This window comes from Labrenzia sp. VG12, from assembly GCF_002237595.1.
GTDB lineage: Bacteria > Pseudomonadota > Alphaproteobacteria > Rhizobiales > Stappiaceae > Roseibium.
This window is the reverse complement of the sequence record NZ_CP022529.1, coordinates 1,535,550-1,559,679: the sequence shown is the minus strand read 5'-3', so window position 1 is coordinate 1,559,679 and position 24,130 is coordinate 1,535,550. Positions and strand designations below refer to the sequence as shown.

The following is a 24,130-nucleotide window of genomic DNA, read 5'->3' as shown; positions in this document are numbered from 1 at the left end:
CATTGCCAGTCCTGCGTCCGGTCGCGGAAGGGGTCACCCGTTCTTGTCCGCCGCGTGCCTCGCCGGAAAAACTGCCATCTGTTTCAGGGCATTACGTCGCGAGGCGGGGCGGTCTCAAACAGACACCGCTACCTTGTCCGCTGCCTTCCAGGTCCTTCAATTCAACCGTCAGAACGGCCTCTGTCCTGTCGTTCGCAGGCCTTGGAATGCAATGACGTTGTGGATAGGTACCCATGTCCGCCATCTGGGAAGGTATCGGTATCGAACCGAAATCCGTAAGGTACTATTACGATCCGGAGCGTCGCAATGCAAGCAATGTGAATTGGATAAGGCATTTTCCTGTCGTTGTAGTTGGCGTATGACAGGTACAGCGGGGGCGGAACCGGGCAGTAGACGGGCAATATGGCCGGAAGAATCGAATTGGTAAACGGAATGAAGCCGCTAACTGGCCGCGACTTGCACAAGATGACCGCACTGAAAAAGGCGTTCGCAGTCTGCCTGACCACGCTGTTCTGCGTGATTGGCGGTTTGTCTCACACTGCCCTGGCTGAAGCGTCCAAACCGGTTGTTACCGGTGCACGCGTCGCCGGCGACGAGAGCCGGACACGATTCGTGCTTGATATGGATCGTCAGGTTTCCCCGGTGATTTCCGGCCTCGCCAATCCATACCGGCTGATTATCGATCTTCCGGAAGTCGTCTTTTCCATACCAAGCGAAGCGGGGCAGGACGGTCGCGGACTGGTTGCCGATTGGCGCTTCGGCCTGTTTGCGCTCGGAAAGTCGAGAATCGTAATGGATCTCTCCGGCCCGGCGAAAGTTGACAAGACTTTCTTCTTGCCTGCCGTTGACGACCAGCCGGCGCGACTGGTTGTGGACCTGGTCAAGACATCACCGGATGCCTTTTCAGCATTCGTCGAGGCGTCGAGAAGCACGCCGGAGGCGCAGGCGGAAAAATCTGCGCCAAAGAGCGACCGGCTGACGGCCGAAAAGGATCGCGTCAAGCCGCTGATCCTTCTGGATCCCGGTCATGGCGGCATCGATACGGGCGCAACCGGTGTCCATGGTACGCTGGAGAAGGCGATCGTGCTCGATTTCGCGCTGCTTCTGAAGGACAAGCTGGACGAAACCGGACTTTACGACGTCAAACTCACACGAAGCGACGATACATTCGTGTCGCTGGCACGCCGCGTTGAAATTGGCCACGAGCTGGCGGCGGACCTGTTCATCTCGATCCACGCCGACTCGGTGCGGCGGGGCAGAAATTTGCACGTGGTGCGACCGTATACACGATCTCCGACAAGGCATCCGACCAGTTGGCCGAGGATCTTGCCGAATCGGAAAACATGTCCGACGTGATCGCCGGGGTCGAGCTCGACGAGGAGCCAACGGAAGTCACAGATATCCTGCTCGATCTGGCGCGGCGCGAAACACGTTCGTTTTCGGTCTATTTTGCGCGCACACTGGTGAGTGAACTGGAGAGTGCGGTCAGGCTGATCAACAATCCGCATCGCTCTGCGGGATTCAGGGTGTTGAAAGCGCATGATGTTCCGTCCGTTCTCGTGGAACTTGGGTATCTGTCCAACGAACATGACGAAAAACTTCTGATTTCGGACGAATGGCGCGAGCGCATGGCCAACGCGATGAACGAGGCCATTCATGCGTTCTTCCGGCCGCGACTGGCGCGCCAGCCGGAAACACCCTCGCAGTAAAAGGCCTTTGCCGCCGGGCAGAATCGCCTGGTGTCGCCGCTGTTGCCTCAGCATCGCCATATTGCTGCAAGAGGAAGGCGCATAAGTTTGTGCAAGGACCGGCATCTGAACGTGCCGAGTTCAGGTTTCCGTGTTAAGAACTGGAAGTGGCAGAGCAGATTTGCTCTCAGGACGGGGAAAGACGAGCCCGCGGTATGAAATTCTTGGTGAAGTTTTTTGGCTATCTGTTCGGGATCGGTGCGGTCTTCGCGCTTCTGATCGCGGCCGGCGTTTGGATGTATCTGCAGACCCTTTCCGAAGATCTGCCGGACTATACCGCGTTGAAGAATTACGAGCCGCCGGTCATGACCCGCGTTCATGCCGCAGACGGCAGCCTGATGGCGGAATATGCTACGCAGCGCCGTATGTTTCTGCCGATCCAGGCAATTCCCGATCAGTTGAAGGAAGCCTTCATCGCGGCGGAAGACAAGAATTTCTACAAGCACATCGGAGTGGACCCGGAGGGGATTGCCCGTGCCTCCGTGCGTTTCGTGCAGAACTATGGGTCCGGCCGTCGGCCGGAGGGCGCCTCGACGATCACCCAGCAGGTCGCAAAGAACTTTCTGCTGTCTGACCTTGTGAGTGAGGAACGGCGTCGCCGCTCTGCGGCTTACGAGCGCAAGGTGAAGGAAGCGATCCTGTCACTGCGAATCGAGCAGGCCTACACCAAGGACGAAATCCTGGAGCTTTATCTCAACGAGATCTATTTCGGGTTCGGTGCCTATGGTGTCGCAGCGGCGTCGCTGATCTATTTCGACAAGTCGGTTCATGAGCTGAGCCTGGAAGAAATCGCCTACCTGGCCGCCTTGCCGAAGGCGCCCAACAACTATCATCCGTACCGCAAGACCGAAGCCGCGGTTGCCCGGCGCAACTACGTGCTCGACCGCATGATGGCCGATGGCTACATCACCACGGCGGAGGGCGAGGAAGCCAAGCAGAAGCCGATCGTCGTCAAGCCGCGTGAAACCGGTTCCCGGCTGTTTGCCGCAGAATACTTCACCGAGGAAGTCCGCCGCGAAGTTGCGGAGATCTTCGGCGACAAGCGCCTCTATGAGGGCGGTCTTTCCGTGCGCTCGACCCTGGATCCAGAACTGCAGAAAATCGCTCGCAAGTCCCTGATGGACGGGCTGATCAAGTTTGACCATCAACGCGGCAGCTGGCGCGGCCCGGTCGACAGGATCACGCTTGGTGCGGACTGGGGTGTGGATCTTGCCAAAATCGAGGCGCTCAGTGATCTGCCCGAGTGGAGGCTTGCGGTCGTTCTTGAAAGCGGCAGCGACCAGGCAAGGGTCGGCGTCCAGCCGGAAACCCTGGTCAGCGGACAATTGTCGGACGAACGCAAGGCCGGACCGCTTTTTCTTGAGACCATGAAATGGGCGCGGGTCAATGGACGGGCACCAAACGCGGTTTCCGACGTGCTGGCACCGGGTGACGTCGTCTATGTTCAGGAAAGCAGTGTCGCGCCCGGAACATTCGAACTGCGCCAGATCCCGAAGGTTTCCGGCGCGCTGGTCGCAATGGATCCCTATACGGGGCGCGTTCTGGCCCTGGTTGGCGGTTTCAGCTTCGCGCAGAGCGAGTTCAACCGCGCCACGCAGGCCTATCGCCAGCCGGGTTCTTCCTTCAAGCCGTTCCTTTATGCCGCGGCCCTCGACAACGGCTATACCCCGTCCTCGGTGATCATGGATGCCCCGCTCGAGATCAGCCAGGGGCCGGGACTGGGCACCTGGCGACCGCAGAACTACGGTGGCAAGTTCTATGGTCCGTCGACCCTGCGCACCGGGATCGAGCTGTCTCGAAACGTCATGACCGTCCGGCTTGCGCAGGACATGGGCATGCCGTTGGTGGCCGAATATGCCAAGCGGTTCGGCATCTACGACAACATGTTGCCGGTTCTGTCCATGTCCCTGGGGGCAGGGGAAACCACCGTCCTGCGACTGACAACCGCCTACGCCACAATTGCGAACGGTGGCAAGAAGGTGCGTCCGACCCTGATCGACCGGATCCAGGACCGGTATGGCCGCACAATCTACAAGCATGACAGCCGCATTTGTGACGGCTGCACCCAGGATTCCTGGAGCGGCCAGGGAGAACCGACCCTCATCGATGACCGCGAACAGGTGCTGGACCCGATGACGGCCTACCAGATCACCTCCATGATGGAAGGTGTCGTGCAGCGCGGCACGGCAACGCGCGTCCGTGCCGTTGGCCGCCCCGTGGCCGGCAAGACCGGTACCACCAACGACGAGAAGGATGCCTGGTTCATGGGCTTCACGCCAGACCTCGCCGTGGGTGTCTTTGTTGGCTATGACAATCCCAAGCCGATGGGACGCGGTGCTACCGGTGGGCAGGTGGCCGCACCGATCTTCACCGAATTCGTGAAACAGGCCCTTGCCGACAAGCCGCCTGTCGAATTCCGGGTGCCCAGGGGCCTGCAACTGATTGCCATCAACCGGGGCACAGGGCAGCGGGCCACGCCCGGAACGCCGGGTGCGATTCTGGAGGCCTTCAAGCCGGGCATGGCGCCGAATGACAGCTACTCGGTCATCGACTTCCAGAGTTCCATGGGCGTTCCGACTTCCGTTTCACCGGAAGCGGCCGGGGCGGTCTTCCAGGGAACCAGCGGTCTCTATTGATAAACCTAATTTCCAAGAGGCGGCGGTCTGTCCGGCAGACCGCCGCCTCATCTGTTTACAGGGGCAGCCCGCGCGGGTAATGTCCCGCTCCAATTTGCGGCCCGGCTGCTTGAGGAAAGCGGACGGACCACTCCCGAAAACAAGCGAGGTATCCGATGCGCGCCGAGATGGAAGCGATCGTCGATGAAATCAAGCAGGCCATAAGCCTGCTGAGGAGGCATCTTTGACTGGGATCAGGCTCTTGTCCGTCTGGAAGAACTGAACGCTCTGTCCGAGGACCCGGAACTCTGGAATGATCCCGGAAAGGCGCAGAAGCTGATGCGCGAACGCCAGCAGCTCGACGACGGCATCAGTGGCGTCAAGGCGCTGGAACAGGATCTGGCCGACAATATCGAACTGATCGAACTGGGTGAGATGGAGGACGACACGTCCGTCATCGAAGACGCCGAGGGGGCGCTACGCGGCCTGAAGGACAAGGTGGGCGAGTTGCAGTTGCAGTCGCTTCTGTCCGGGGAAGCCGACGGCAACGATACCTATCTGGAAATTCACTCCGGCGCAGGCGGGACCGAAAGCCAGGACTGGGCGTCGATGCTGCTGCGCATGTATCGCAGATGGGCAGAGAAGCGCGGCTTCAAGGTCGAAGTGCTGGAATACCAGGACGGCGAAGAAGCCGGCATCAAATCGGCGACCCTGCTGGTCAAGGGTGAAAACGCCTATGGCTGGTTGAAGACCGAGTCTGGCGTTCACCGTCTTGTCCGCATCTCGCCCTATGACAGCAACGCGCGCAGGCACACGAGCTTCTCCAGTGCCTGGGTGTATCCGGTGATCGATGATTCCATCGAAATCGATATCAACGAAAGTGATTGCCGGATCGATACCTATCGGGCGTCCGGTGCCGGTGGTCAGCACGTCAACACGACCGACTCGGCCGTGCGCATCACGCACCAGCCGTCTGGTATCGTGGTGCAGTGCCAGTCCGAGCGATCCCAGCACAAGAACCGGGCAACGGCCTGGAACATGCTGAAAGCCCGCCTTTACGAGGCTGAGCTGAAGAAGCGGGAAGAGGCGGCGAGTGCCGAAGCCGCGTCCAAGACCGATATCGGCTGGGGGCACCAGATCAGGTCCTATGTCCTGCAGCCCTATCAGCTTGTGAAGGATCTCAGGACCGGCGTGGAAAGCACGTCGCCGGGCGATGTTCTGGATGGCGATCTGAACAAGTTCATGGAAGCGTCGCTGGCACAGCGCGTGTTTGGTGGAGATCCGGTCGAGGTCGAGGATATCGACTGAGCTTACGCAGAACTGCCGACAGGAAAACGGGGCCAATCGGCCCCGTTTTGCATTTTGACCCTAAAGGGCAAGCTCAGCCAGCTTGTCACCTGCAGACAGGAAACTTGCGGGGTTGCTCGGCTTGTCGTGACGGCGGATTTCGTAGTGAAGATGCGGCCCTGTGGAGCGACCGGTTGAACCGACATTGCCGATCAGATCTCCTGCCAGGACGTGATCGCCTTCGGCCACCTGGATGCGGCTGAGGTGGGCATAACGCGTCACAAAACCGTTGGCATGGCGAATCTCGACCATCTTGCCATAACCGCCCTTCCTCTTTGCACTGAGAACGGTGCCCGGGGCGGAGGAGAAGACACGGGCGCCATAAGGAGCCTTGAAGTCGATGCCGGTATGCATGGCAAGACGTCCCAGAAACGGGTCGACGCGCGGTCCATAACTGCTGGAGACCGAGCCGTTTCGGATCGGCCGTTTGATCGGCAGTCTCAAGGCGGTGAATTTCACGCGGCGCAAGGCGGTCAGCGCGGCATTGGCACGCTCTAGCCGGTCCGGAAAATTCTCTTCGGTGATAGGCTGAAACGGACCGCCCAAAGCGGATTGCTTGCGCAGGGCCTTGTTCACGCCGGGGGTGATTGCGCTGGTAATACCGAGAATTTCCTCGATCCGGCTTTCGGTGGCCACGGTAATGGCGTCGACGGCCGCGGTACTTTCCACGTCCATCTCGGAAATATTGGCTTTTATCGCGTCGAGAGCGGCCTGCTTCTCAGAGTTTTTTTTTAACGCATCCGGCACGCCTGCCTCACCGGAGATCGGCTGTTGCAGGATGGTGAGCGGGTCAAAGCTCTTGCTGGCGCCATCGCGCAGACCGAGCGCCTTGACCGGTTCGTCGATCAACTCGCTCTCGCCGCCAATGGCTGTGTTGTCGTCGCCGCCCAGAGCTGCCAGTCCGCGGGAGTCGAGTGACGGTTTTTGCGGAGGCAGAGGCTTGTCGTTGCTCAGGTAGATGCCAACACTCTCGGCGCGTGCCACGAGGTCGGTGACGATAGCATGGCGTTGACTGAGATCGTGCTGACGACGCAGCACGTCCATGACCTGGATTTCAACCGTCTCCCGATCCACCATCTGGCGGCTTGTCAGCGTCTCGATCTCGGCGCGCAGGCGGTCGATGTGATTCTGGTATTCCAGCACCAGTTCCGTGCGCTCCGCACTGGCTTCCGCGATCATGTCACTACGCATCATGTAGTAACCGATCGTTCCGGCAATGGTGAGGGTAGTCGCCACACAAGCCAGGGCGCCGCATATCAGATGCACGGGTCGCATCGTGTATGTGGTTTTTTTCGCCGCCATTCCGAGCGCCGCTTCTTGCGGTGCTGACCGGGGGCTTGATAAGTCTGCGTCGTTTCTTGGCGCTGTTGCATCATCACTCAGTCACTGTCTGCATTCTGCATGAGAACTGAGTCTGATTAGAATTTGGTAAGGTTAATAATTCGTCTTCATGGGGCCGGAAATTACCCTACGAGAGGCGCAAGAGGCTTGTAAAAACCGGGGGTTAGTCCGGCTTCCGAACGCGCGCGGTCGTTGAAGGGAGGCTTCAGCGCTCCGCGGAAATGCCGTCGCACATACTCATGGAAGGCCGGTTCGGGCCTGATTCCCTGGCGGTCACACAAGAATCGGAACCATTTGGCGCCGAAAGCAACGTGGTTTTTCTCATCCCTGTAGATGATGTCGAGACACCTGGCGGTGTCCTCGTCGCCGATCGAGCGCGCCTTTTCGATCATCGGGGGCGTGATGTCGAGGCCGCGGGCCTCCAGGACAAGAGGTATGATGGCCAGTCTGGCGGCAAGGTCATGACCCGTGTCTTGTGCTGCCTGCCACAGACCGTCATGAGCGGGCAAGTCGCCATAGCTTGCGCCAAGTCTGGCAAGCCGGTCCTGGAGCATGGCGAAATGTTTCGCTTCTTCCAGTCCGACCCGCACCCAGTCATCGTAATAGGATCTCGGAAGGCGGATCGCGGCAAAACGACCGATCAGGTCCCAGGTGAGGTCAACGGCGTTGAGCTCGATATGAGCGAGGGAATGGATCAGCGCCAGACGGCCTGCGGTGCCTGTCAGGCTGCGCTTGGGCATGTCCCTTGGCGCTCGCAACTCAGGTTTGCCGGGGCGGCCCGGGCGATCCGGCATGGCACCGTCTTTCGAGGGGCTCCCGAGCGCGAGCTTGCGCTGAAACCATGCCTTGGACACGGCATAGGCGAGACGGACTTTTTCCGCCGTATCACCAGAGGCTACGATCGCCCGTGCGCCGGCGACGAGGCTGGAAGCCGGACAGGTTTCTTCAGATGATTGCATGGTCATGGATCCCGGATCGCCTGTCAGGCTTCGTCTTCAGAGGGCTCGGGCTGCCTCCAGGACCGCTTCGGCGTGGCCCGGAACCTTCACCTTGCGCCAGATCTGGGCGATTTTTCCGTCCGCGTCCACCAGAAAGGTTGAGCGTTCCACGCCCATGTATTTCTTGCCATACATGTTTTTCTCCACCCAGACGCCATAGGCCTGCGCGGTGCCGGTTTCCGTGTCAGCGCCCAGACGAAGATTGAGATCATGCTTGGCAATGAACTTGTCGTGTTTTGCGGCCGTATCGGGCGAAAGTCCGATGACGGTGATGCCCAAACTGTCGAAGTTGCTGCGAAGCGAGGTGAAAGCGATCGCCTCCTTGGTACAGCCCGGGGTGTCGTCCTTGGGATAGAAATAGACCACGGCGGGTTTTCCCTTCAGGGCGCTGAGTGTCACGCGCTCGCCACCATTGCCTTCAAGATCAAAATCCGGTGCGCTGTCTCCAATGGCCAATTCGCTCATCATGCCTTCCTTCTGTCAAAGTTTGTGCGTTAATGCCGGTTTGCGTTGCTTCCCGAACCACCGCTGTCGCTTTTTCTGGTCCAATCGCGGTATCATGAAAAGGTGAGCGACTCACGCAGGGTTGCGAAGGGTTAGCGCAAAGTCCCGTTTTGAATCAAACCGAAACGCCTGTTTTACGCATGCAGGCAGAGAACTGGATTGACGGATTTGCCACAAAAGGGCGGATTAGAAGCTGCAGATAAGACCAGGCCGCAAAAACGCAGGCGTCTGCGTTTGCGATGGCTGGTCGCTGTACTTCTGATTTCGGTCGGCGCCGGGCTGGTTGCGCTGTTCGCATCCGGACCTGTTCGTGTCCCCCTGCTGGGCAGCCTTCTGGCCCACCAGGGAACGCGCGGACCTGTCCAGCTTTCTGTTGCACACGCCAGCCTCGACTTTACCGCTCCGGATGGAATCAATGTGCTGATTTCGGATGTGGAGGCAGAGATTGGCGGGGCTTCTCCCGTCAGGATCAGCCTGCCGGAACTGGTCGCCCCGCTCGACAGGGATGCTCTTCTCGGCGGCAACATCCACTTCAGCTGGCTTGATCTGAAAAACCCTGAGGTCAGAGTGGGGCTGCCCGGCGGCCCGGCAAAGGTTCCGGAAATGGAACCGCTCATGGAAGCGATCGATCGGGTCAGCGATGTCATCGACGATCAGTTTGCCCGCCGTGCCTTGCGGTTCGTGCGTATCCGCAACGCTTCGGTGGAACTGTCCGGCAAATCGCTCCGGCGTTTTGACGGTATCGATGCCGATATCTTTCGCAGCGAGAACAGGGCGATACGCGCATACGCCAAGGTGACCGGGAACGTCTCGACCTGGCGCATGGAACTGGCACGCAGCGCACCGGAAGGTGGCAGCCAAAAGAACATCGGTGTCGTGGTCAACGGAATTACATTGGCCGAGCTGCTGGGGCCCGATGCGACTGTGGCGCAAGGCAAGGGGTTTGGGTTGCCGGCCTCGGCCAAAATTGAAAGCCGGCTGACAGCGGATGGAAAGTTTCTGACCGCAAATGCCGTAGCACGTGTCCGCAACGGCTGGTTCCAGATGGGCAAAACGCTTGTCGCCTTTGACGATGCTGCGGTTTCCTTGTTGTTCCGCCAGGGGCGCAACGACATCGAGATTACCAGGTCTCATATCATTCGCGGAAACACGCGGATCTTCCTGAACGGGGGGATCGCTCCCGTGGAGGGAGACAATGCCGAGTGGAGGATTTTTCTGGACTCCGAGAATCCGCAATTCGGATCAGCGGACGTGCCGGAAGCGCCTCACATGATGGACGGTATTCAGGTCCGCGCGCGCTTCGACCCACAAAAGCGGCTCCTGTCCATCGACAGGTTCACCGCACGGTCTGGCAAAGCTGTCGCCCATGGCGTGGCCTATCTCGAGATTACGCCCGAGGGGCCTTACCTCGCGCTGGCCGCAGAAGGTGAGCAGATCCCGGTCGCCGTTGCCAAGCAGCTCTGGCCGATCACGCTGGTACCGCCGGCGCGGAAATGGGTCAATGAACGGCTCAAGGCCGGGTTGATCGAAAAGGTTTCCTTTACAGGGGCGGTTCGTCCTCCAGCGTTCGATCATCGCGATCCGAACCCGGGCTGGTCAGGCAACGATATGCGCCTGGACATGACCTTTTCCGATGCGGCCGTGACGCCGGTCGGCGATATTCCGGAAGTCAGTGGTCTCAACGGCACGCTTGTTGTTCAGGATGAGACATTGACGGTAACGGCCCGGGACGGCGGGGCGACGGCGTCCACGGGCGGTCCTGTCCAGGTCCCGCAAGCAGTCTTCAAGATCTTGAGGCTGCCATTGCGGGACGGAAAACTGGCCGAGATTTCGACTAGGATCGAGGCTGCTGCCCTTGATCTTGGTGCTGTGATTAACAGTGCACCTTTCAAGGTTCTTGAAAAGGCCGGACTTGTGGCAGGCGGCGTCGAGGGTGACGGACAACTCGATATTGCCGCAAGTTTTCCGCTCGAAAAGACGATCGATATCGCCAAGATCGATTGGCAGGCAACCGGCAACCTGACCGACTTCACGGATGCAAATCCGATCCTGGGGCATACTGTGGCCAAGGCGGACCTTTCACTGGTCGCGGACCGTGATCAGGTCGCAATTACCGGCCGGGGTATCCTGGATGGCCTGAAGGCGGACATTGACCTTGTCGTGCCGCTAGGGGAATCCGGGATTGCGGCCCGGCAGGATGTTGTGGTCAGGGTCTCGGCCAAGCAGCTCAAGGACAAGGGCATCGACCTGACCGCCTTCCTGGACGGCGCCATGACCTTGAGCGTCGCAAAGGCGGCCGAGGGGCAGGATTTTGTAATCGACCTGAAACAGACTGACCTGCGCCTGAAGGCACTTGGCTGGCAGAAGGCCAAGGGCGTTCCGGCAACCGCGTCATTCCGGCTGGTTGAGACGGATACCGACCGAAAGATTCAGGGCTTCAGGCTGTCCTCGGAGGGCGTCGATGTTGCCGGCAACATGAACCTGTCCGAAAAGGGCGATCTCGTCAGCGCCTCCTTCGACACTTTCCGTCTGCGTCCCGGAGACAATGTTGAAGTAGAAATTCAGAAGGCCTCCGACGGCCGTTACGACATCATATTCACCGGTGCGTCCTTTGACGGTCGCGGTCTAGTGCGCAACATGCGTGACCCCGGTGGCAGCAAGGGCGCTGGCGATTTTTCGGAAGGTGCCCGGATTGCTGCGACCATCGACAAGGTGACCGGTTTCAACAATCAGTCGATCGACCAGTTCAGCGGTCAGGTGGAAACCGGTGCAAAAGGTCTGATGTCCGCGGATCTGAAAGGGCTGGTCAACGGACGTTCGAAATTCGAGTTCGTCGTTGCCGACCAGGGCGGAGCCCAAACGGCAAATGGCCGCTTTGAAGACACGGGAGCGACACTGCGTTTTCTCGATCTTTACGAGCGCATGCAGGGCGGCGCCGGATCGCTCAGTGTTGCGATGGCGGATGAGGACAGCTGGGTTGGTGAATTCAATGTGCGGTCCCTGCAGATCACGGAAGATCCCGCCATCAAGCGGATCCGTGAACGGGACCGGTCGAAGTTTAACCAGGACGGATCCGTCGCCAGCACACGCGAAGCAAGCGGCAACGCAAGTTTCGACACGCTCGTGATCAATTTCGCCCGCGAAGGCGATCAGTTGACCATCAGTCGGGGGGCTTTGCAGGGCAATGCGCTTGGCGGAACCGTCAGCGGAACCGTCGACCTTGCGCAGCAGACCATGAGCCTGACGGGCACCTTTGTGCCGATCTACGCTCTCAACAACTTCTTTGCCAAGATCCCGCTTTTGGGATTTGCGCTTGGGGGCAATTCCGGGGAGGGGTTGATCGGTGTGACCTACAAGTTGTCGGGATCCGTGTCCGACCCGGTCCTTTCCGTCAATCCGATCTCCGCGATCGCCCCGGGTATCTTCCGCAAGATGTTCGAGTTCCAGTCCAACTAGCTGCAGAGTTTCCGTTTAAAGAAAAAGGGCCGCAATGCGGCCCCTTCACCTATTATCCTGTCGGCCTCGGAACGCCGAGGTTGCCTAGACTGGCTTCAGCAAGACATGTTTCTTCTTGCCCAGGGACAGTTTGATGATGCCGTCATCGGTCAGGTCGGCGGTGGTGAGCTGGCGCTTGTCGTTTTGCTCGCCCTGGTCGTTGATCTTGACCGCACCGCCCTTGATGTTGCGGCGAACGTCGCCGTTTGAGGCGCACAGACCTGCAGTGACGAAGGCAGACAGAACCCCAAGGCCTGTTTCCAGCTCTGCCTTTGCGATTTCAACGGTTGGCAGCCCTGCGGCGGACTGGCCCTCCTCGAAGGCCTTTCGCGCCGTTTCAGCCGCAGCTTCCGCCTTTTCACGGCCGTGGATCAGCGCTGTCGCTTCGGTGGCCAGCACTTTCTTCGCATCGTTGATTTCAGAGCCCTGAAGCGCGGCGAGGCGGGCGATTTCGTCCATGGGCAGAACCGTGAACAGTTTGAGGAAGCGTTCAACATCAGCGTCCTCGGTGTTCCGCCAATACTGCCAGTAGTCATAGGCGGAAAGCTGTTCCTCGTTGAGCCAGACTGCGCCGGCTGCCGTCTTGCCCATCTTTGCTCCCGACGAGGTGGTCAGGAGGGGCGAGGTGAGAGCAAAGGCATCGACTTCCGTCAGACGCCGCACAAGGTCAGTGCCTGACAGGATATTGCCCCACTGGTCGGAACCGCCCATCTGCAGGCGGCAGCCCGTGCGGCGGTAGAGCTCCAGATAGTCGTATCCCTGGAGCAGCATGTAGTTGAACTCCAGGAAGGACAGGTGTTGCTCGCGTTCCAGCCGCAAGCGGACCGAATCCCGCTGGATCATCTGATTGACAGAAAAATGTCGGCCGATGTCGCGCAGGAAATCGACATAATTCAGCTTCAGCAGCCAGTCGGCGTTATCAAGCATCAGGGCATCGTTCGGGCCGTCACCGAAGGTGAGCAGCTTTTCGAAAACCTTCTTGATCCCGGACTTGTTTTCCTCGATCAGCTCTTCGGTGAGCATCTTGCGCGATTCATCCTTGCCGGACGGATCTCCGACGCGGGTGGTGCCGCCACCCATGAGGGCAATCGGCCGGTGCCCGGTCTTCTGGAACCAGTGCAGCATCATGATCGGCACCAGCGAACCGGCATGCAGGCTCGGCGCGGTGCAGTCGAAACCGATATAGGCTGTTACGGTTTCCCGGGCGCATAGCGCGTCCAGTCCTTGCGGATCTGAAATCTGATGAATGAAACCGCGCTCTGAAAGAACGTTTAGAAAGTCCGATTTGAACTCGCTCATGCCTGCCTGTCCGTGCTGTTTGCCATTTGGCGTCCTCGGCGTCGTGCTCTAGCGCGTGCAGCCGGTCTTGTAAATTGCAGCTGGCTGGAAATCAGCCCATTGCAGACGCGAAGCCAAAGCGGATCGGTACAAATGCGTCTGTTGCCAGGGCCGCAAGGAGCAGCAAGGCAAAGGACGCGGCGATCAGCAGCACCTGTACGGGGAGCGACAGCTTCGCCATCTACATGGCCCGGTGGCCGCCCTGCGAGGTCCCGTGATTGTGGGGGGCCATGTCTTCCATCGGCATTTCCGGAGACCGGTGCCCGAGAGCGGGCGTATCCTTGCCGGGCAAGGTCATGCAACCATGTTTCAAATGAGCTGTGACCAGCCAGAAATTGACGGGGTAGGCCGTCACCAGCCCCACGACGGAGGCCAGGCTCATCCGGAACCAGAATTCTGCTGAGAGCGGGTTCTCGGACCCGGGCCACAGGCCGGTGAGGGCAATCATTGTCGGGAGCATGCCTGCCATGACGCAATTCATGGACACGGTTTCGGCGAAAAAGGTCTTGCGAACCGCCTTCCAGTAGTCTCCATCGAACATGGCGCGCATCATCAGCGCCTGAAACACAAACAGCCCGCACAGAAAGCCGGCGGCATATTCGAATGTACTGTCCCAGCCGTTGGTCAGCCCGAGCATCGGGACAATGGCGGCCGCAATGACAATGCCGGTGGCGTCGCCTGCCAGGCAGTGCATCTCGCTGTTGATCGCCTGCTTCCAGGGTTTGTTGGTGAACTGGTCATGCCCTCCGGGGAAAGGCCGCCGGCAGGTCATCAGGAAAAGAAAGCACCCGATGGGGCCGGTATAAGCCACAACAAGTATCCACGCGAGACGTTGGACCCAGCTGGTGACACCGTTGAAGAATGAGTCCCAGATCACGAATGCGAGACTGGCTGCAGTCAGCGAGAACCAGACAATCATGGCGCCTTGCAACATGATTTCACCTCCAAGGTCGCCGGATTGAAGCGGTGTACGATCGTCAGCTGGATTATCGATTGGCGAATATGTTTCGAGCGGGTCAGGAGCCGCGGACCTTTACGCAGACGAATTTCAATTCGCTTTGCTCCCAGGCCAGCCGCATGCCATCGGACAGGGTGCGCGGAACGGCTTCCGACAGGGCGGCTTCACAGTCTGCTTCACTTTGAAACGTGCCCTGATCGGCAACCGCCCAGCTGTTCGGGCCGACGAGCAACTGAACGGAAACAGCCATGATCACCCACATGAAAAATTCTCCGGAAAAAACGACTTCGGTTCGTCCTGTTTAACACATTCGCGCAAAAGTGACCCCGCGTGATTGCGGTCACAGCTCATGCGGGCAATGTGACGTAGGGTTTTCCTATCAGCGGCGAGTAACCCGCTGTGATACTTCGAAAGGACCCCACATGTTCCGCAAGTTCGCAATCGCCGTTTCCGCCGTGGCCGTTCTGGCAACCGCAACCGTTGCCGTGGCTCCCACCCAGGCACATGCCAAGAACCGCGCCGGTGCAGTGGCTGCAGGCGCCATCATCGGTCTGGCCGCCGGGGCCATCATCGCCAATCAGGCCCGCCCGCGATACCACGCCCCGGTTCGCTGCACCTATCGTCCGGTCACCCGCTGGGATCCCTATTTCGGTCGATATGTGGTCGTTGCCCATCGCCGGGTCTGCTACTGATTTTAGAACCTGAACCTGAGAACGAATGGCCTCCTTCGGGAGGCTTTTTCGTGTCCGGTTTGTGTAAGCGCGTGCGCTTGCCTAAGGCGTGATGTTCTCGCCGGCATCCTTGTCGGTCAATCCGTGCACCACGATCTTGCCGCCCCGATCGTCGATTTCGCCTTCAATCAGGCCGAATACGGTCAGGCTCGCGTCGGGTTCAACAATGACCGGGCCCTGAAGAATGCCGTGAAGGTTGACGGTGACACCCCTGCGTATCGTCAGTCCAGCTTCGGCAATGCCGTGAAAGTCCATATCCTCGTCAGCGATGTAGTGGCTTGAACTCACGCCGTTAAATTCTTTCATGACAACTCGCTTTGCCGGAAAAGTTTTTATCAATTCATTGGAAAATATCATCCAGGACCTGTTGAGGCGATTAGACAAACGTCAAAATCGCGGTTTGTCTCAGGGGAGCTGGCAACTTCAACTGCCGCCGGGATCGTCGCTCGTTCAGGGGGCAAGTTCCGTAAAAGAAAGACGGGTGCACAACGCTTGTGAGCCGGGGCAGGCGACGCCAAGCTGTGTTCAAACGATTCCCTTGCCAGCAGGTCCCACATGTCAGCTAACTCCGTATCCCCGTCGCGGTCTTTTCACCTCGTGTGTGGGGCCATGACGCCCGGGCCGGCCAACACGATTGCAGATGTTGCAGGGGTGACGGTAGGCCATAGAACGCTTGAAGAAGGCGACCTGCGCACCGGCTTCACGGCCGTGCTGCCACACGCCGGCAACCTGTTCCGCGAAAAGCTGGTTGCGTCGGTAGACGTCATCAATGGTTTCGGCAAAAGCGCGGGTCTAGTCCAGGTCGAGGAACTCGGTACCCTGGAAACGCCGATCCTGTTGACCAACACCTTTGGCGTGGGCACAGGTGTCAATTCCCTGATCCGCCGCGCAATCTCCGAAAACCCCGAGATCGGACGATCGACCGGGACGGTGAACCCGGTGGTTCTGGAATGCAATGACGGCTATCTGAGCGACATCCAGGCGATGGCCCTGACGGAAGCGGATGCGGAGGCTGCTCTGGCGACCGCTGGCGTCGATTTTGAACAAGGCAGCGTTGGCGCCGGAACCGGCATGAGTGCTTTTGGTTTCAAGGGCGGTATCGGTTCGGCTTCGCGCCAGTTCGAACTGGACGGGCGCATCTTCACGCTGGGCACCCTGGTCCTGGCGAATTTTGGCAAGCCGGGAGATCTTGTCTTGCCAGACGGCCGAACGCCGCATCCGAAATCCTTTGGGCAAACTGAAGAGCGCGGTTCGGTCATCATCGTTCTGGCCACGGATGTGCCGCTCGAAAGCCGGCAGCTGAAACGGGTGGCGAGGCGGGCCGGGGCCGGACTTGCCCGGCTTGGTGCCTACTACGGCAATGGCAGTGGCGACATCGCGCTTGCCTTCTCCACCGCAACCCGTCTCGAACATTTCGAAAAACGCGATCTCATCGTGCGCGATATTCTGCGGGAGGATAAGATTGATTTGCTGTTTCAGGCCTCGGCCGAAACCACGCAGGAGGCCGTTCTGAACGCCATGATCGCGTCGCCGGCAATGCGCGGCCGAGGGCGGAGCAAGCGTGCGAGCCTGGCGGACTGGTTGAGCAGCTTCGCCGAATAACAACTTCTGCTGAAAATTTTTCCATTTATGATACGCTGATCCATATTTTTTAACTTTGGGTCGAAAATTTGATTGTGCTGGCTTTGCCAGCCTGGCCCTGCGGTTATTGGGGAAACACCGTGGCAGAAGAAAGTTCAATACAATTTGACGAGGTCTTCTCTGGTGAACTGAAGGATGTTGTCGCGCGTCGCGAAGCGAAAAATCTTCCGGCTGGTGATGTCGAATTCACCACCCTCAATCCGGACACAAACGAGTCTGAGCAAAACCCCTCTACCAAGCGAGGGCTGATTGGTGTCTCTCTGTCAGGAGGTGGCATCCGGTCCGCTGCTTTTTGCCTTGGTGTGCTGCAAGCCCTGGAAGCCAAGCCCGGCATCTTTGAGCGCATCGACTACCTGTCGACGGTTTCGGGAGGAGGGTATCTCGGCAGCTCGGTGGCTGTCGGGTTGAGCCAGGACGACGACGGTGCTTTTCCGTTTCCGAGCCGGCTTGGCCGTGACGAAGATCTGAGCGTGAGGCGGCTCCGTGACTTTTCGAATTATCTGGTGGCGGGGCGTTTCCCGGACGTTCTGGGCGGAATCGGTGCGGTCTTTATCGGTTTAATCGCCAACGCGCTGCTGGTGCTGCCGTTTCTCCTGCTCTTTGCCGGTCTGACCCTGTTGCTAAGATACGACTGGGATTTCGCATGGCTGGCGTCTGCCAGGGAGCTTTTGCAAAGCTGCAACATTTTCGGCCTGTCGGGCGACTTTGTCGTTACGATATATGCGGCCTTGTTGGCCGTTGGCCTCGCGGTTGTCACGATTGTCTGGTCGTCGATTGGATCCAAGGACGATGCACAGTCGCGCGTAAAAAGGAGGCGGTGGGCCGGGCTGATACTGTTGTTGCCGGTTTTCGTCGCCTTCCTCGAGCTTCAACCTGCCGCCGTTGACTGGTACCGGCAGATATCTTCAGCTGAGGGCGGTGCGTACATCTGGTTCAAGGACTATTTGACGTCGATCCTGGCCGGGGCCAGTGCGCTGTTCGCTGCCGCAGGCAGCTGGATCAACAAGCTGGTAAAGCGCGGTGAGGAAGGCAGCGGCTGGACTGCTCTCACCTCACGGCTGACAGGGAAGGCGCTTTATATTGTCGCCGGATTTGTGGTGCCGCTGTTTCTCTGGATTGTTTATCTGAATCTGACCGTTTGGGGATTGCCGGATACGCCGGACATTGCATCCAATGTACCGATTTGCGCCGATGGCTGCACGTCAAAGCCATCTGCGGTAATTGAAAGCGGTGAGGCTACACACGGCTGGTGGCTGGGAACCGGCCTTGGTTACCTGGCGGCAGGACTTGTCCTGATCATCATCGGCCTGCGCGTCCCTCCAAATGCGTTCACGTTGTATTTCCTCTACCGGGACCGGCTGGCAAAAGGATTTGTCGGGGCACATTTTGAAGAGGACAAAAAGAAAAAGGGTTTCTTCAGTTTTCCCCTTACCAACCTAAATCGGCACAGAAGTCCTGTTGTCCTGATCAACGCCGCTTTGAACATCCAAAGCGACAAGAAACTCAACCAGCGTCGGCGCCACGCGGAGTTCTTCACCTTCAGTCGGCACTATTGCGGCAGCAGGGTGACCGGGTATTGCAAGACTGAAGCGCTGCAAAAAAAGGACCCCAATCTCGACATTGCAACGGCAATGGCGATTTCCGGGGCTGCCGCATCCGCGAATATGGGCAACAAGACCAAACGGCCACTGGTCTTCAGTCTGGCCATACTCAACATCCGGCTGGGCTATTGGTTGCCCAACCCCAAGCAGATAGGTCATGCGGTCAATTCAGTAAAACTCAACGGACTGCGCTGGTTCTATCAGGAGGTCTTCGGATATCTGAACGCCAACAGCGCCAAGATCTATCTAAGCGATGGCGGGCATATCGAAAATCTCGGCATCTACGAGCTCGTCAGGCGCCGCTGCAAGGTGATCTTCGCCGTGGATGGCGAGGCGGACCCGTCAATGAATTTCTCGTCCTTCGTCAAGCTTCAGCAATATCTGCGGATCGACATGGGGGTGCGGATCGAGATGAACTGGGACAAGATCCGCGAGGCGACACGGAAATATGACAGCGAAAAACGATACGCCGAAGCCGGGCCGCATTGTGCCATCGGGATCATTCATTACTCCGGTGACGAGGTTCCGGATGACGAGAAGGAAACCGGTATCCTCGTCTACATCAAGTCCTCGGTGACGGGTGACGAGAACGACTACATCTACGACTACAAGCGGCGTAATCCAGACTTTCCGCATCAGTCGACAGGTGACCAGTTCTTCTCGGAGGAACAGTTCGAAGTCTATCGCGCCCTTGGATTTCACGCTGCAGGAGGTCTTTTCGACGGCAAGGGTGTCGTTCAGGGGCTCAAAGGAGCTGGAACGGCGGTTTTCCGGGATCGGGTGAAGACCGACCTGAAAGATTGCCTGGGTTTCACACCCACGATAAACTGGGCCTGATCAGGGCAACAAAAAACCCCGGCCGTCTGGCCGGGGTTTTCCGTTCTGTCAGGAGCGGTGCTCTTAGACGGAGTAGTACATGTCGAACTCGACCGGGTGCGGGGTCATTTCGAAACGCTCGACTTCTTCCATCTTCAGTTCGATGTAAGCGTCGATCTGGTCGTCATCGAAGACACCGCCGGCTTTCAGGAATTCGCGGTCCGCATCAACAGCTTCCAGGGCTTCACGCAGGGAGCCGCAGACAGTCGGGATCTCTGCGAGTTCTTCCGGCGGAAGGTCGTAGAGGTTCTTGTCCATGGCATCGCCCGGATGGATCTTGTTCTTGATGCCGTCGAGGCCGGCCATCAGGAGAGCGGAGAAGCACAGGTACGGGTTCGCGGTCGGATCCGGGAAGCGCACTTCAACGCGCTTGGCTTTCGGCGACGCGGTGAACGGAATACGGCAGGACGCCGACCGGTTGCGCGAGGAGTAGGCCAGAAGAACCGGAGCCTCGTAGCCCGGCACCAGACGCTTGTAGGAGTTGGTGGACGGGTTGGTGAAGGCGTTGAGGGCCTTGGCGTGCTTCAGGATGCCGCCGATGAAGTAGAGGCAGGTCTCGGAGAGATCAGCATACTGGTTGCCGGCAAAGGTCGGCTCGCCGTTGTTCCAGATCGACAGGTGGCAGTGCATGCCGGTACCGTTGTCGCCGAAAACCGGCTTCGGCATGAAGGTCGAGGTCTTGCCATAGGCATGAGCGACCTGGTGCACGACGTACTTGTAGACCTGCATGTTGTCGGCGCAGCGGGTCAGATGGTCGAATTTCATGCCGAGTTCGTGCTGGGCAGCAGCCACTTCGTGGTGATGCTTTTCGGTCGGAACGCCCATTTCGCCCATGACGGACAGCATTTCGGAACGGATGTCCTGTGCGCTGTCGACCGGCGGGACCGGGAAGTAGCCGCCCTTGGTGCGCGGACGGTGGCCGAGGTTGCCGGTCTCATACTCGGAACCCATGTTGGACGGCAGTTCGGAGCTGTCCAGGACAAAGCCGGTGTTGTACGGGTCGGCGTTGAAGCGGACATCGTCGAACATGAAGAATTCGGCTTCCGGACCGACATAGATGGTGTCGCCGAAACCGCCGGACTTGACGTAGGCCTCTGCCTTTTTGGCAGTCATGCGCGGGTCACGGTTGTAACCTTCGCCGGTGATCGGGTCGACGACGTCGCAGAAGATCGCCATGGTGGACTGGGCAAAGAACGGATCCATGTGTGCGGATTCCGGATCCAGGATCAGCATCATGTCGGACTCGTTGATGGCCTTCCAGCCTGCAATGGACGAGCCGTCGAAGGCAACGCCTTCAGCGAACATGTCTTCGTCGACAAGTGCAACATCCATGGTGACGTGCTGCATTTTGCCCTTCGGATCGGTGAAGCGCAGATCGACGAATTTCACGTCCTTTTCCTGAATCTCCTTCAGGACTTCAGCGGCAGTGGTCATAATGTCCATCCCTTTGATTTTTCGTGTGAACGGTTGGGTTTCGTTCCGGTCCGACAGAGCGTCTCGAAATCTGGCTCTGGAGCTTTCGAACCGGAATTAGGATTACCGGCGGATGCCGGATTGGTGGGTCAGATGGCGTCGATGCCGGACTCGCCTGTCCGGATGCGGACCGCCTCTTCAATATTGGATACAAAGATCTTGCCGTCGCCGATCCGGCCGGTCTGTGCGGCGGAGCGGATGGCTTCGACGGCCTTTTCGACCATGTCGTCGCCCAGGACGATTTCCACTTTCACCTTCGGCAGGAAATCGACCACATATTCTGCGCCGCGATAGAGTTCCGTGTGGCCCTTCTGGCGGCCGAACCCCTTGGCTTCGGTCACCGTGATGCCCTGGAGACCAACCTCCTGCAGCGCCTCTTTGACCTCGTCCAGTTTGAAGGGTTTGATGATCGCCTCGATCTTTTTCATCACCTTGTGTCTCTCTCCACTATGAAGGCCATTTGTCGGCAGGACCTTTTCCAGGTGCAATGGGTCAAAGCGACCCATCGAGCCCAGCAGGGACCGTTGTCCTCTTAAAGCACGATGTGTGCCAACCGTTGGTCGTGATGTTGAAAAAAATGCGAAGCCGGGAAATCCGCCGCAAAAAGTGGCAGAACTCACGGGCCGGTCAATGCATATGGGCGCGCAGACACCTTGGGGTGCATAAAATATAATCAAACAGAACAAAAAATAGGCAGAATTTGTGGTCACTTGCGCATCAGATCTTCCAAACTCGACAAGTTTGACGATCACGGTCACCTTGCAGCTTCGAGCAGGAGAAACCGTCACATGAACTCATCGAAGACCTGGAAACGTGCGGCTTTGCTCACACCGGACGAAATGGCCGAAGCCGACCGGCGCACGATTGCTGCCGGAGTGCCGGGCATTGTGCTCATGGAACGGGCAGGGCAGGCCGTCGCGCGGGTCACCGCAAATCTTGCACCGGACGGGGGCAACATCCTGCTGCTCTGCGGGCCCGGCAACAATGGCGGCGACGGCTTCATTGCCGCCCGGTGCCTGTCAGCGCGTGGTTTTCAGGTGGATGTCCGTCTTGTGAAGCCGGCCAGCGTGCTCAAGGGGGACGCGCTGACAGCTTTTCAACGCATGGGCCTGCCAGATGCTCCAGCGCATCAGGGCGAGGCGCTCACTGACGATCTGTCGCGCGCGCTCTCAAGAGCAGATGTTGTTGTTGATGCTTTGTTTGGTGCCGGGCTCGACAGACCCCTGTCTGGTGCAATTGCGGACTTGATTGCAGCCGTCAATCAAGCCGGAAAACCAGTTGTTGCCGTTGATCTTCCCTCCGGCGTCAACGGCGCGGACGGCGCCGCTCTCGGCACTGCGGTGGCCGCGCGGGAAACCGTTACCTTTTTCAGGCCGAAGCCGGGGCACCTGCTTTATCCCGGGCGTGCGCTCTGCGGCAAGCTGACAGTGGCAGATATCGGCATTCGGGACGAGGTGCTGGACGGGATCCGGCCGGTCGCTTTCGCCAACACGCCAGACCTTTGGCAGGATGCCTTCCCCGTGCCATCGGTCGTGGATCACAAATACACAAAGGGGCATGCCGTGGTGTTTGGCGGGGCGCCTTCGGCGACGGGCGCCGCTCGTCTTGCCGCAGAAGCGGCGCTGAGAGCGGGCGCCGGGCTCGTCACTCTGGCGTCGCCCCCCAATGCGCTGATGGTCAATGCCTGTCACCTGACGGCCGTGATGCTGAAAAAGCTGGCAGGTCCGGAGGCCATTCCCCGCTTTCTTGAGGACAAGCGCCTTAACGCTGCCCTGATCGGTCCGGCTCACGGCGTTGGCGAAAGAACGCGCCATTCGGTCCTGGAGATTTTGAAGACGGACAGAGCGACCGTGCTGGATGCAGACGCCCTTACCAGTTTCGCGGAGGCGCCCGAGATGTTGTTCCGAGAGATCGGGCAGCGCACTAGCCCGGTCATCCTGACACCGCATGAAGGTGAGTTTGTCCGGCTGTTTCCGGATCTTGAAGGCGGCAAACTGCAGCGGGCGCGGGCGGCATCGGCGCGATCCGGCTCTGTGGTTGTTCTTAAAGGACCCGACACCGTTATTGCCGCGCCTGATGGCCGCGCCGCGATCAACCGGAATGCGCCGCCGTGGCTGGCAACGGCGGGATCCGGTGATGTGCTTGCCGGTATTGCCGCCGGGCTGTTGGCCCGGTCCGTGGAAGGGTTTGAGGCTGGCTGTCAGGCAGTCTGGCTGCATGGTGCTGCCGGATGTGAAGCCGGCCCGGGTCTCATCTCGGAAGATCTGCCGGCTGCGCTGAAAGCGCCCATCCGGCGCTTGATGGAGCCGGCCACCAGTGAGCGCTGACGGCCGGTATCCTTTCCCTTTTTACTTGCCGCCGGCCCGGCGGGCGAACTCGTCATTGAAGAAGGACGAGATCTGGCCGTACTTGCCATTGTCGACAATGCGCTGAAGGCCGAGGTTGAAGGCGTCGAGATAGCCGGTCGTGTTGAGCGGATTGTCCTTGTGCGCAAGCAGGTAGATGCGGTGCGGCACCGTGAAGGGGGCCATTTCGACATTTTGACGGATGCCCATTTCCGTTGCCGTCGCAATGCCGGTAAACCGGTTGAGCACGACAAAATCCACTTCCCCTTGCATCAGCAGATTGAAACAGGCGGCGGGCGAGTCCGTTCCGACCCAGTTGTCCGGCGACAGTCCGTTTTCAACCAGCTCAAAGGTGGACCAGCCGGTCGGACGGCACAGGCGTGCGGTTTTCAGATCTTCAAATGTCATTTCCGCCAGATCGGAGCGGCCGATTTCGCGGAAGAAGCCGAGGGTCGTCGTGAGGATGGGCTTCGACTTGTCATAGCTGCAGCGGACCTGCATGTCGGCCGGAAGTCGGTTGCAGGTCTTCCAGAACCCCATGTCCGGCATCGCCCAGCCGAAGGTCAGCTGGTACCGGTTTGCAGGCACCAGTTCCTTGATCTGGGCGTTCCAGTCGTTGATGTGATGAACACGGATGCGATCCCCCAAGCCTGCTTCCTCAAAAGCGGCCTTCACGATCAGGGTTGCCATGCCGCCCTTGGGCCAGTCCTTGGAAACATAAGGCGCCCAATCGTCTCCGGTGACGATGTAGATGATCGAGGGCAAAAGGGCGTCGTCCTGCGTTTCGGCGACAATCTCAGGATCCGGAACAGCGGTTTCGTCGGGCGCGACCGTCACGGAGCCAGGGCAGGGCGGCAGTTTCAAGACCGTGCCGATCGTCAGCACGTTTGGATTGTTGCCGATGGCGGACGCGTTCCCCGGGTGTTCGAAAATGCGCGGCCAATGACCTTCCTCCCCATAGGCCGCCTTGGCGATGCGTGACAGCGTGTCGCCCGACGCGACGGTATGGTCGACGACCCGGCTTGTACAGGTGGTTGCGGCGGCGGGAGCGGCCGCGGCCAGCGGAATGGCGAGGCCGAGCATCGCCAGGAACACGGGAAGGCGGATCATCTTTTTTCT

Annotated in this window: 20 protein-coding genes; 9 read left to right on the top strand and 11 right to left on the bottom strand. The window is 59.1% G+C overall.

Annotated features, from left to right (window positions below):
- Positions 1-432: 432 nt before the first annotated feature.
- The 4 genes from CHH27_RS07120 (at position 433) to prfB (ending at position 5,671) form a co-directional block, all read left to right on the top strand.
- Positions 433-1,356 (top strand): N-acetylmuramoyl-L-alanine amidase, encoded by a 924-nt coding sequence (locus tag CHH27_RS07120; protein ID WP_208988652.1) that lies wholly within the window; start codon positions 433-435, stop codon positions 1,354-1,356.
- Positions 1,314-1,709, top strand: a complete 396-nt coding sequence (locus CHH27_RS28060) for an N-acetylmuramoyl-L-alanine amidase (RefSeq protein ID WP_371681833.1) — start codon at positions 1,314-1,316, stop codon at positions 1,707-1,709. The genes CHH27_RS07120 and CHH27_RS28060 overlap by 43 nt, the downstream gene beginning before the upstream one ends.
- Before the next feature lie 203 nt (positions 1,710-1,912).
- Positions 1,913-4,384: a penicillin-binding protein 1A gene (locus CHH27_RS07115; protein WP_208988914.1), complete on the top strand. Its 2,472-nt coding sequence runs from the start codon at positions 1,913-1,915 to the stop codon at positions 4,382-4,384.
- A 155-nt stretch (positions 4,385-4,539) separates the two neighbouring features.
- Positions 4,540-5,671 (top strand): peptide chain release factor 2 gene (prfB, locus tag CHH27_RS07110; RefSeq protein ID WP_157738763.1). Its coding sequence is split into 2 segments (ribosomal slippage): positions 4,540-4,608 and positions 4,610-5,671, totalling 1,131 coding nucleotides; the frame shifts between segments, so codons are not numbered across the junction.
- 60 nt (positions 5,672-5,731) lie between these two features.
- Here the strand turns inward: prfB and CHH27_RS07105 are convergent.
- The 3 genes from CHH27_RS07105 to bcp form a co-directional block, all read right to left on the bottom strand.
- A complete protein-coding gene (locus CHH27_RS07105; RefSeq protein ID WP_208988650.1) occupies positions 5,732-7,012 on the bottom strand; it encodes a M23 family metallopeptidase in 1,281 nt (426 codons plus the stop codon).
- 161 nt (positions 7,013-7,173) lie between these two features.
- On the bottom strand, positions 7,174-8,010 hold the full coding sequence (locus CHH27_RS07100) for a ferritin-like domain-containing protein (protein ID WP_094074575.1): 837 nt from the start codon (positions 8,008-8,010) through the stop codon (positions 7,174-7,176).
- Positions 8,011-8,046: 36 nt separating this feature from the next.
- Positions 8,047-8,514 carry a thioredoxin-dependent thiol peroxidase gene (gene bcp, locus CHH27_RS07095; protein ID WP_094074574.1) on the bottom strand — a complete coding sequence of 156 codons (468 nt, stop codon included), beginning with the start codon at positions 8,512-8,514 and terminating at the stop codon, positions 8,047-8,049.
- Positions 8,515-8,787: 273 nt separating this feature from the next.
- Between bcp and CHH27_RS07090 the strand changes: the two genes are divergently transcribed.
- Positions 8,788-12,009, top strand: coding sequence for an AsmA-like C-terminal domain-containing protein (locus CHH27_RS07090; protein WP_208988646.1), 3,222 nt, complete (start codon positions 8,788-8,790; stop codon positions 12,007-12,009).
- Between the two features lie 84 nt (positions 12,010-12,093).
- Here CHH27_RS07090 and tyrS read toward each other — a convergent pair whose 3' ends face one another.
- The 4 genes from tyrS to CHH27_RS07075 form a co-directional block, all read right to left on the bottom strand.
- Positions 12,094-13,347 carry a tyrosine--tRNA ligase gene (tyrS, locus tag CHH27_RS07085; protein ID WP_094070968.1) on the bottom strand — a complete coding sequence of 418 codons (1,254 nt, stop codon included), beginning with the start codon at positions 13,345-13,347 and terminating at the stop codon, positions 12,094-12,096.
- Between the two features lie 91 nt (positions 13,348-13,438).
- Positions 13,439-13,567: a hypothetical protein gene (locus CHH27_RS28465; protein ID WP_256386422.1), complete on the bottom strand. Its 129-nt coding sequence runs from the start codon at positions 13,565-13,567 to the stop codon at positions 13,439-13,441.
- Positions 13,568-14,320 carry a DUF4396 domain-containing protein gene (locus CHH27_RS07080; RefSeq protein ID WP_094070967.1) on the bottom strand — a complete coding sequence of 251 codons (753 nt, stop codon included), beginning with the start codon at positions 14,318-14,320 and terminating at the stop codon, positions 13,568-13,570.
- Between the two features lie 82 nt (positions 14,321-14,402).
- Positions 14,403-14,606: a hypothetical protein gene (locus tag CHH27_RS07075; RefSeq protein ID WP_094070966.1), complete on the bottom strand. Its 204-nt coding sequence runs from the start codon at positions 14,604-14,606 to the stop codon at positions 14,403-14,405.
- 160 nt (positions 14,607-14,766) lie between these two features.
- Here CHH27_RS07075 and CHH27_RS07070 point away from each other — a divergent pair, with 160 nt between their 5' ends.
- Entirely contained in the window at positions 14,767-15,036 is a 270-nt protein-coding gene (locus tag CHH27_RS07070) for a tyrosyl-tRNA synthetase (RefSeq protein ID WP_094070965.1), read from the top strand.
- 81 nt (positions 15,037-15,117) lie between these two features.
- On the opposite strand, the gene CHH27_RS07065 is transcribed toward CHH27_RS07070, so the two are convergent.
- Positions 15,118-15,381: a hypothetical protein gene (locus tag CHH27_RS07065; RefSeq protein WP_094070964.1), complete on the bottom strand. Its 264-nt coding sequence runs from the start codon at positions 15,379-15,381 to the stop codon at positions 15,118-15,120.
- A 249-nt stretch (positions 15,382-15,630) separates the two neighbouring features.
- On the opposite strand from CHH27_RS07065, the gene CHH27_RS07060 reads away from it, so the two are divergent.
- Entirely contained in the window at positions 15,631-16,677 is a 1,047-nt protein-coding gene (locus tag CHH27_RS07060) for a P1 family peptidase (RefSeq protein ID WP_094070963.1), read from the top strand.
- Positions 16,678-16,796: 119 nt separating this feature from the next.
- Positions 16,797-19,154 (top strand): patatin-like phospholipase family protein, encoded by a 2,358-nt coding sequence (locus CHH27_RS07055; protein ID WP_198338368.1) that lies wholly within the window; start codon positions 16,797-16,799, stop codon positions 19,152-19,154.
- Positions 19,155-19,217: 63 nt separating this feature from the next.
- On the opposite strand, the gene glnA is transcribed toward CHH27_RS07055, so the two are convergent.
- Complete coding sequence (gene glnA / locus CHH27_RS07050) at positions 19,218-20,627, bottom strand: type I glutamate--ammonia ligase (protein WP_094074570.1); 1,410 nt, start codon at positions 20,625-20,627, stop codon at positions 19,218-19,220.
- A gap of 128 nt (positions 20,628-20,755) precedes the next feature.
- Positions 20,756-21,094 carry a P-II family nitrogen regulator gene (locus CHH27_RS07045; protein WP_094074571.1) on the bottom strand — a complete coding sequence of 113 codons (339 nt, stop codon included), beginning with the start codon at positions 21,092-21,094 and terminating at the stop codon, positions 20,756-20,758.
- A 360-nt stretch (positions 21,095-21,454) separates the two neighbouring features.
- Here CHH27_RS07045 and CHH27_RS07040 point away from each other — a divergent pair, with 360 nt between their 5' ends.
- Positions 21,455-22,993 (top strand): NAD(P)H-hydrate dehydratase, encoded by a 1,539-nt coding sequence (locus CHH27_RS07040; RefSeq protein ID WP_208988644.1) that lies wholly within the window; start codon positions 21,455-21,457, stop codon positions 22,991-22,993.
- A 21-nt stretch (positions 22,994-23,014) separates the two neighbouring features.
- On the opposite strand, the gene CHH27_RS07035 is transcribed toward CHH27_RS07040, so the two are convergent.
- A complete protein-coding gene (locus CHH27_RS07035) occupies positions 23,015-24,121 on the bottom strand; it encodes a LysM peptidoglycan-binding domain-containing protein (RefSeq protein ID WP_094070962.1) in 1,107 nt (368 codons plus the stop codon).
- Positions 24,122-24,130: the final 9 nt, after the last annotated feature.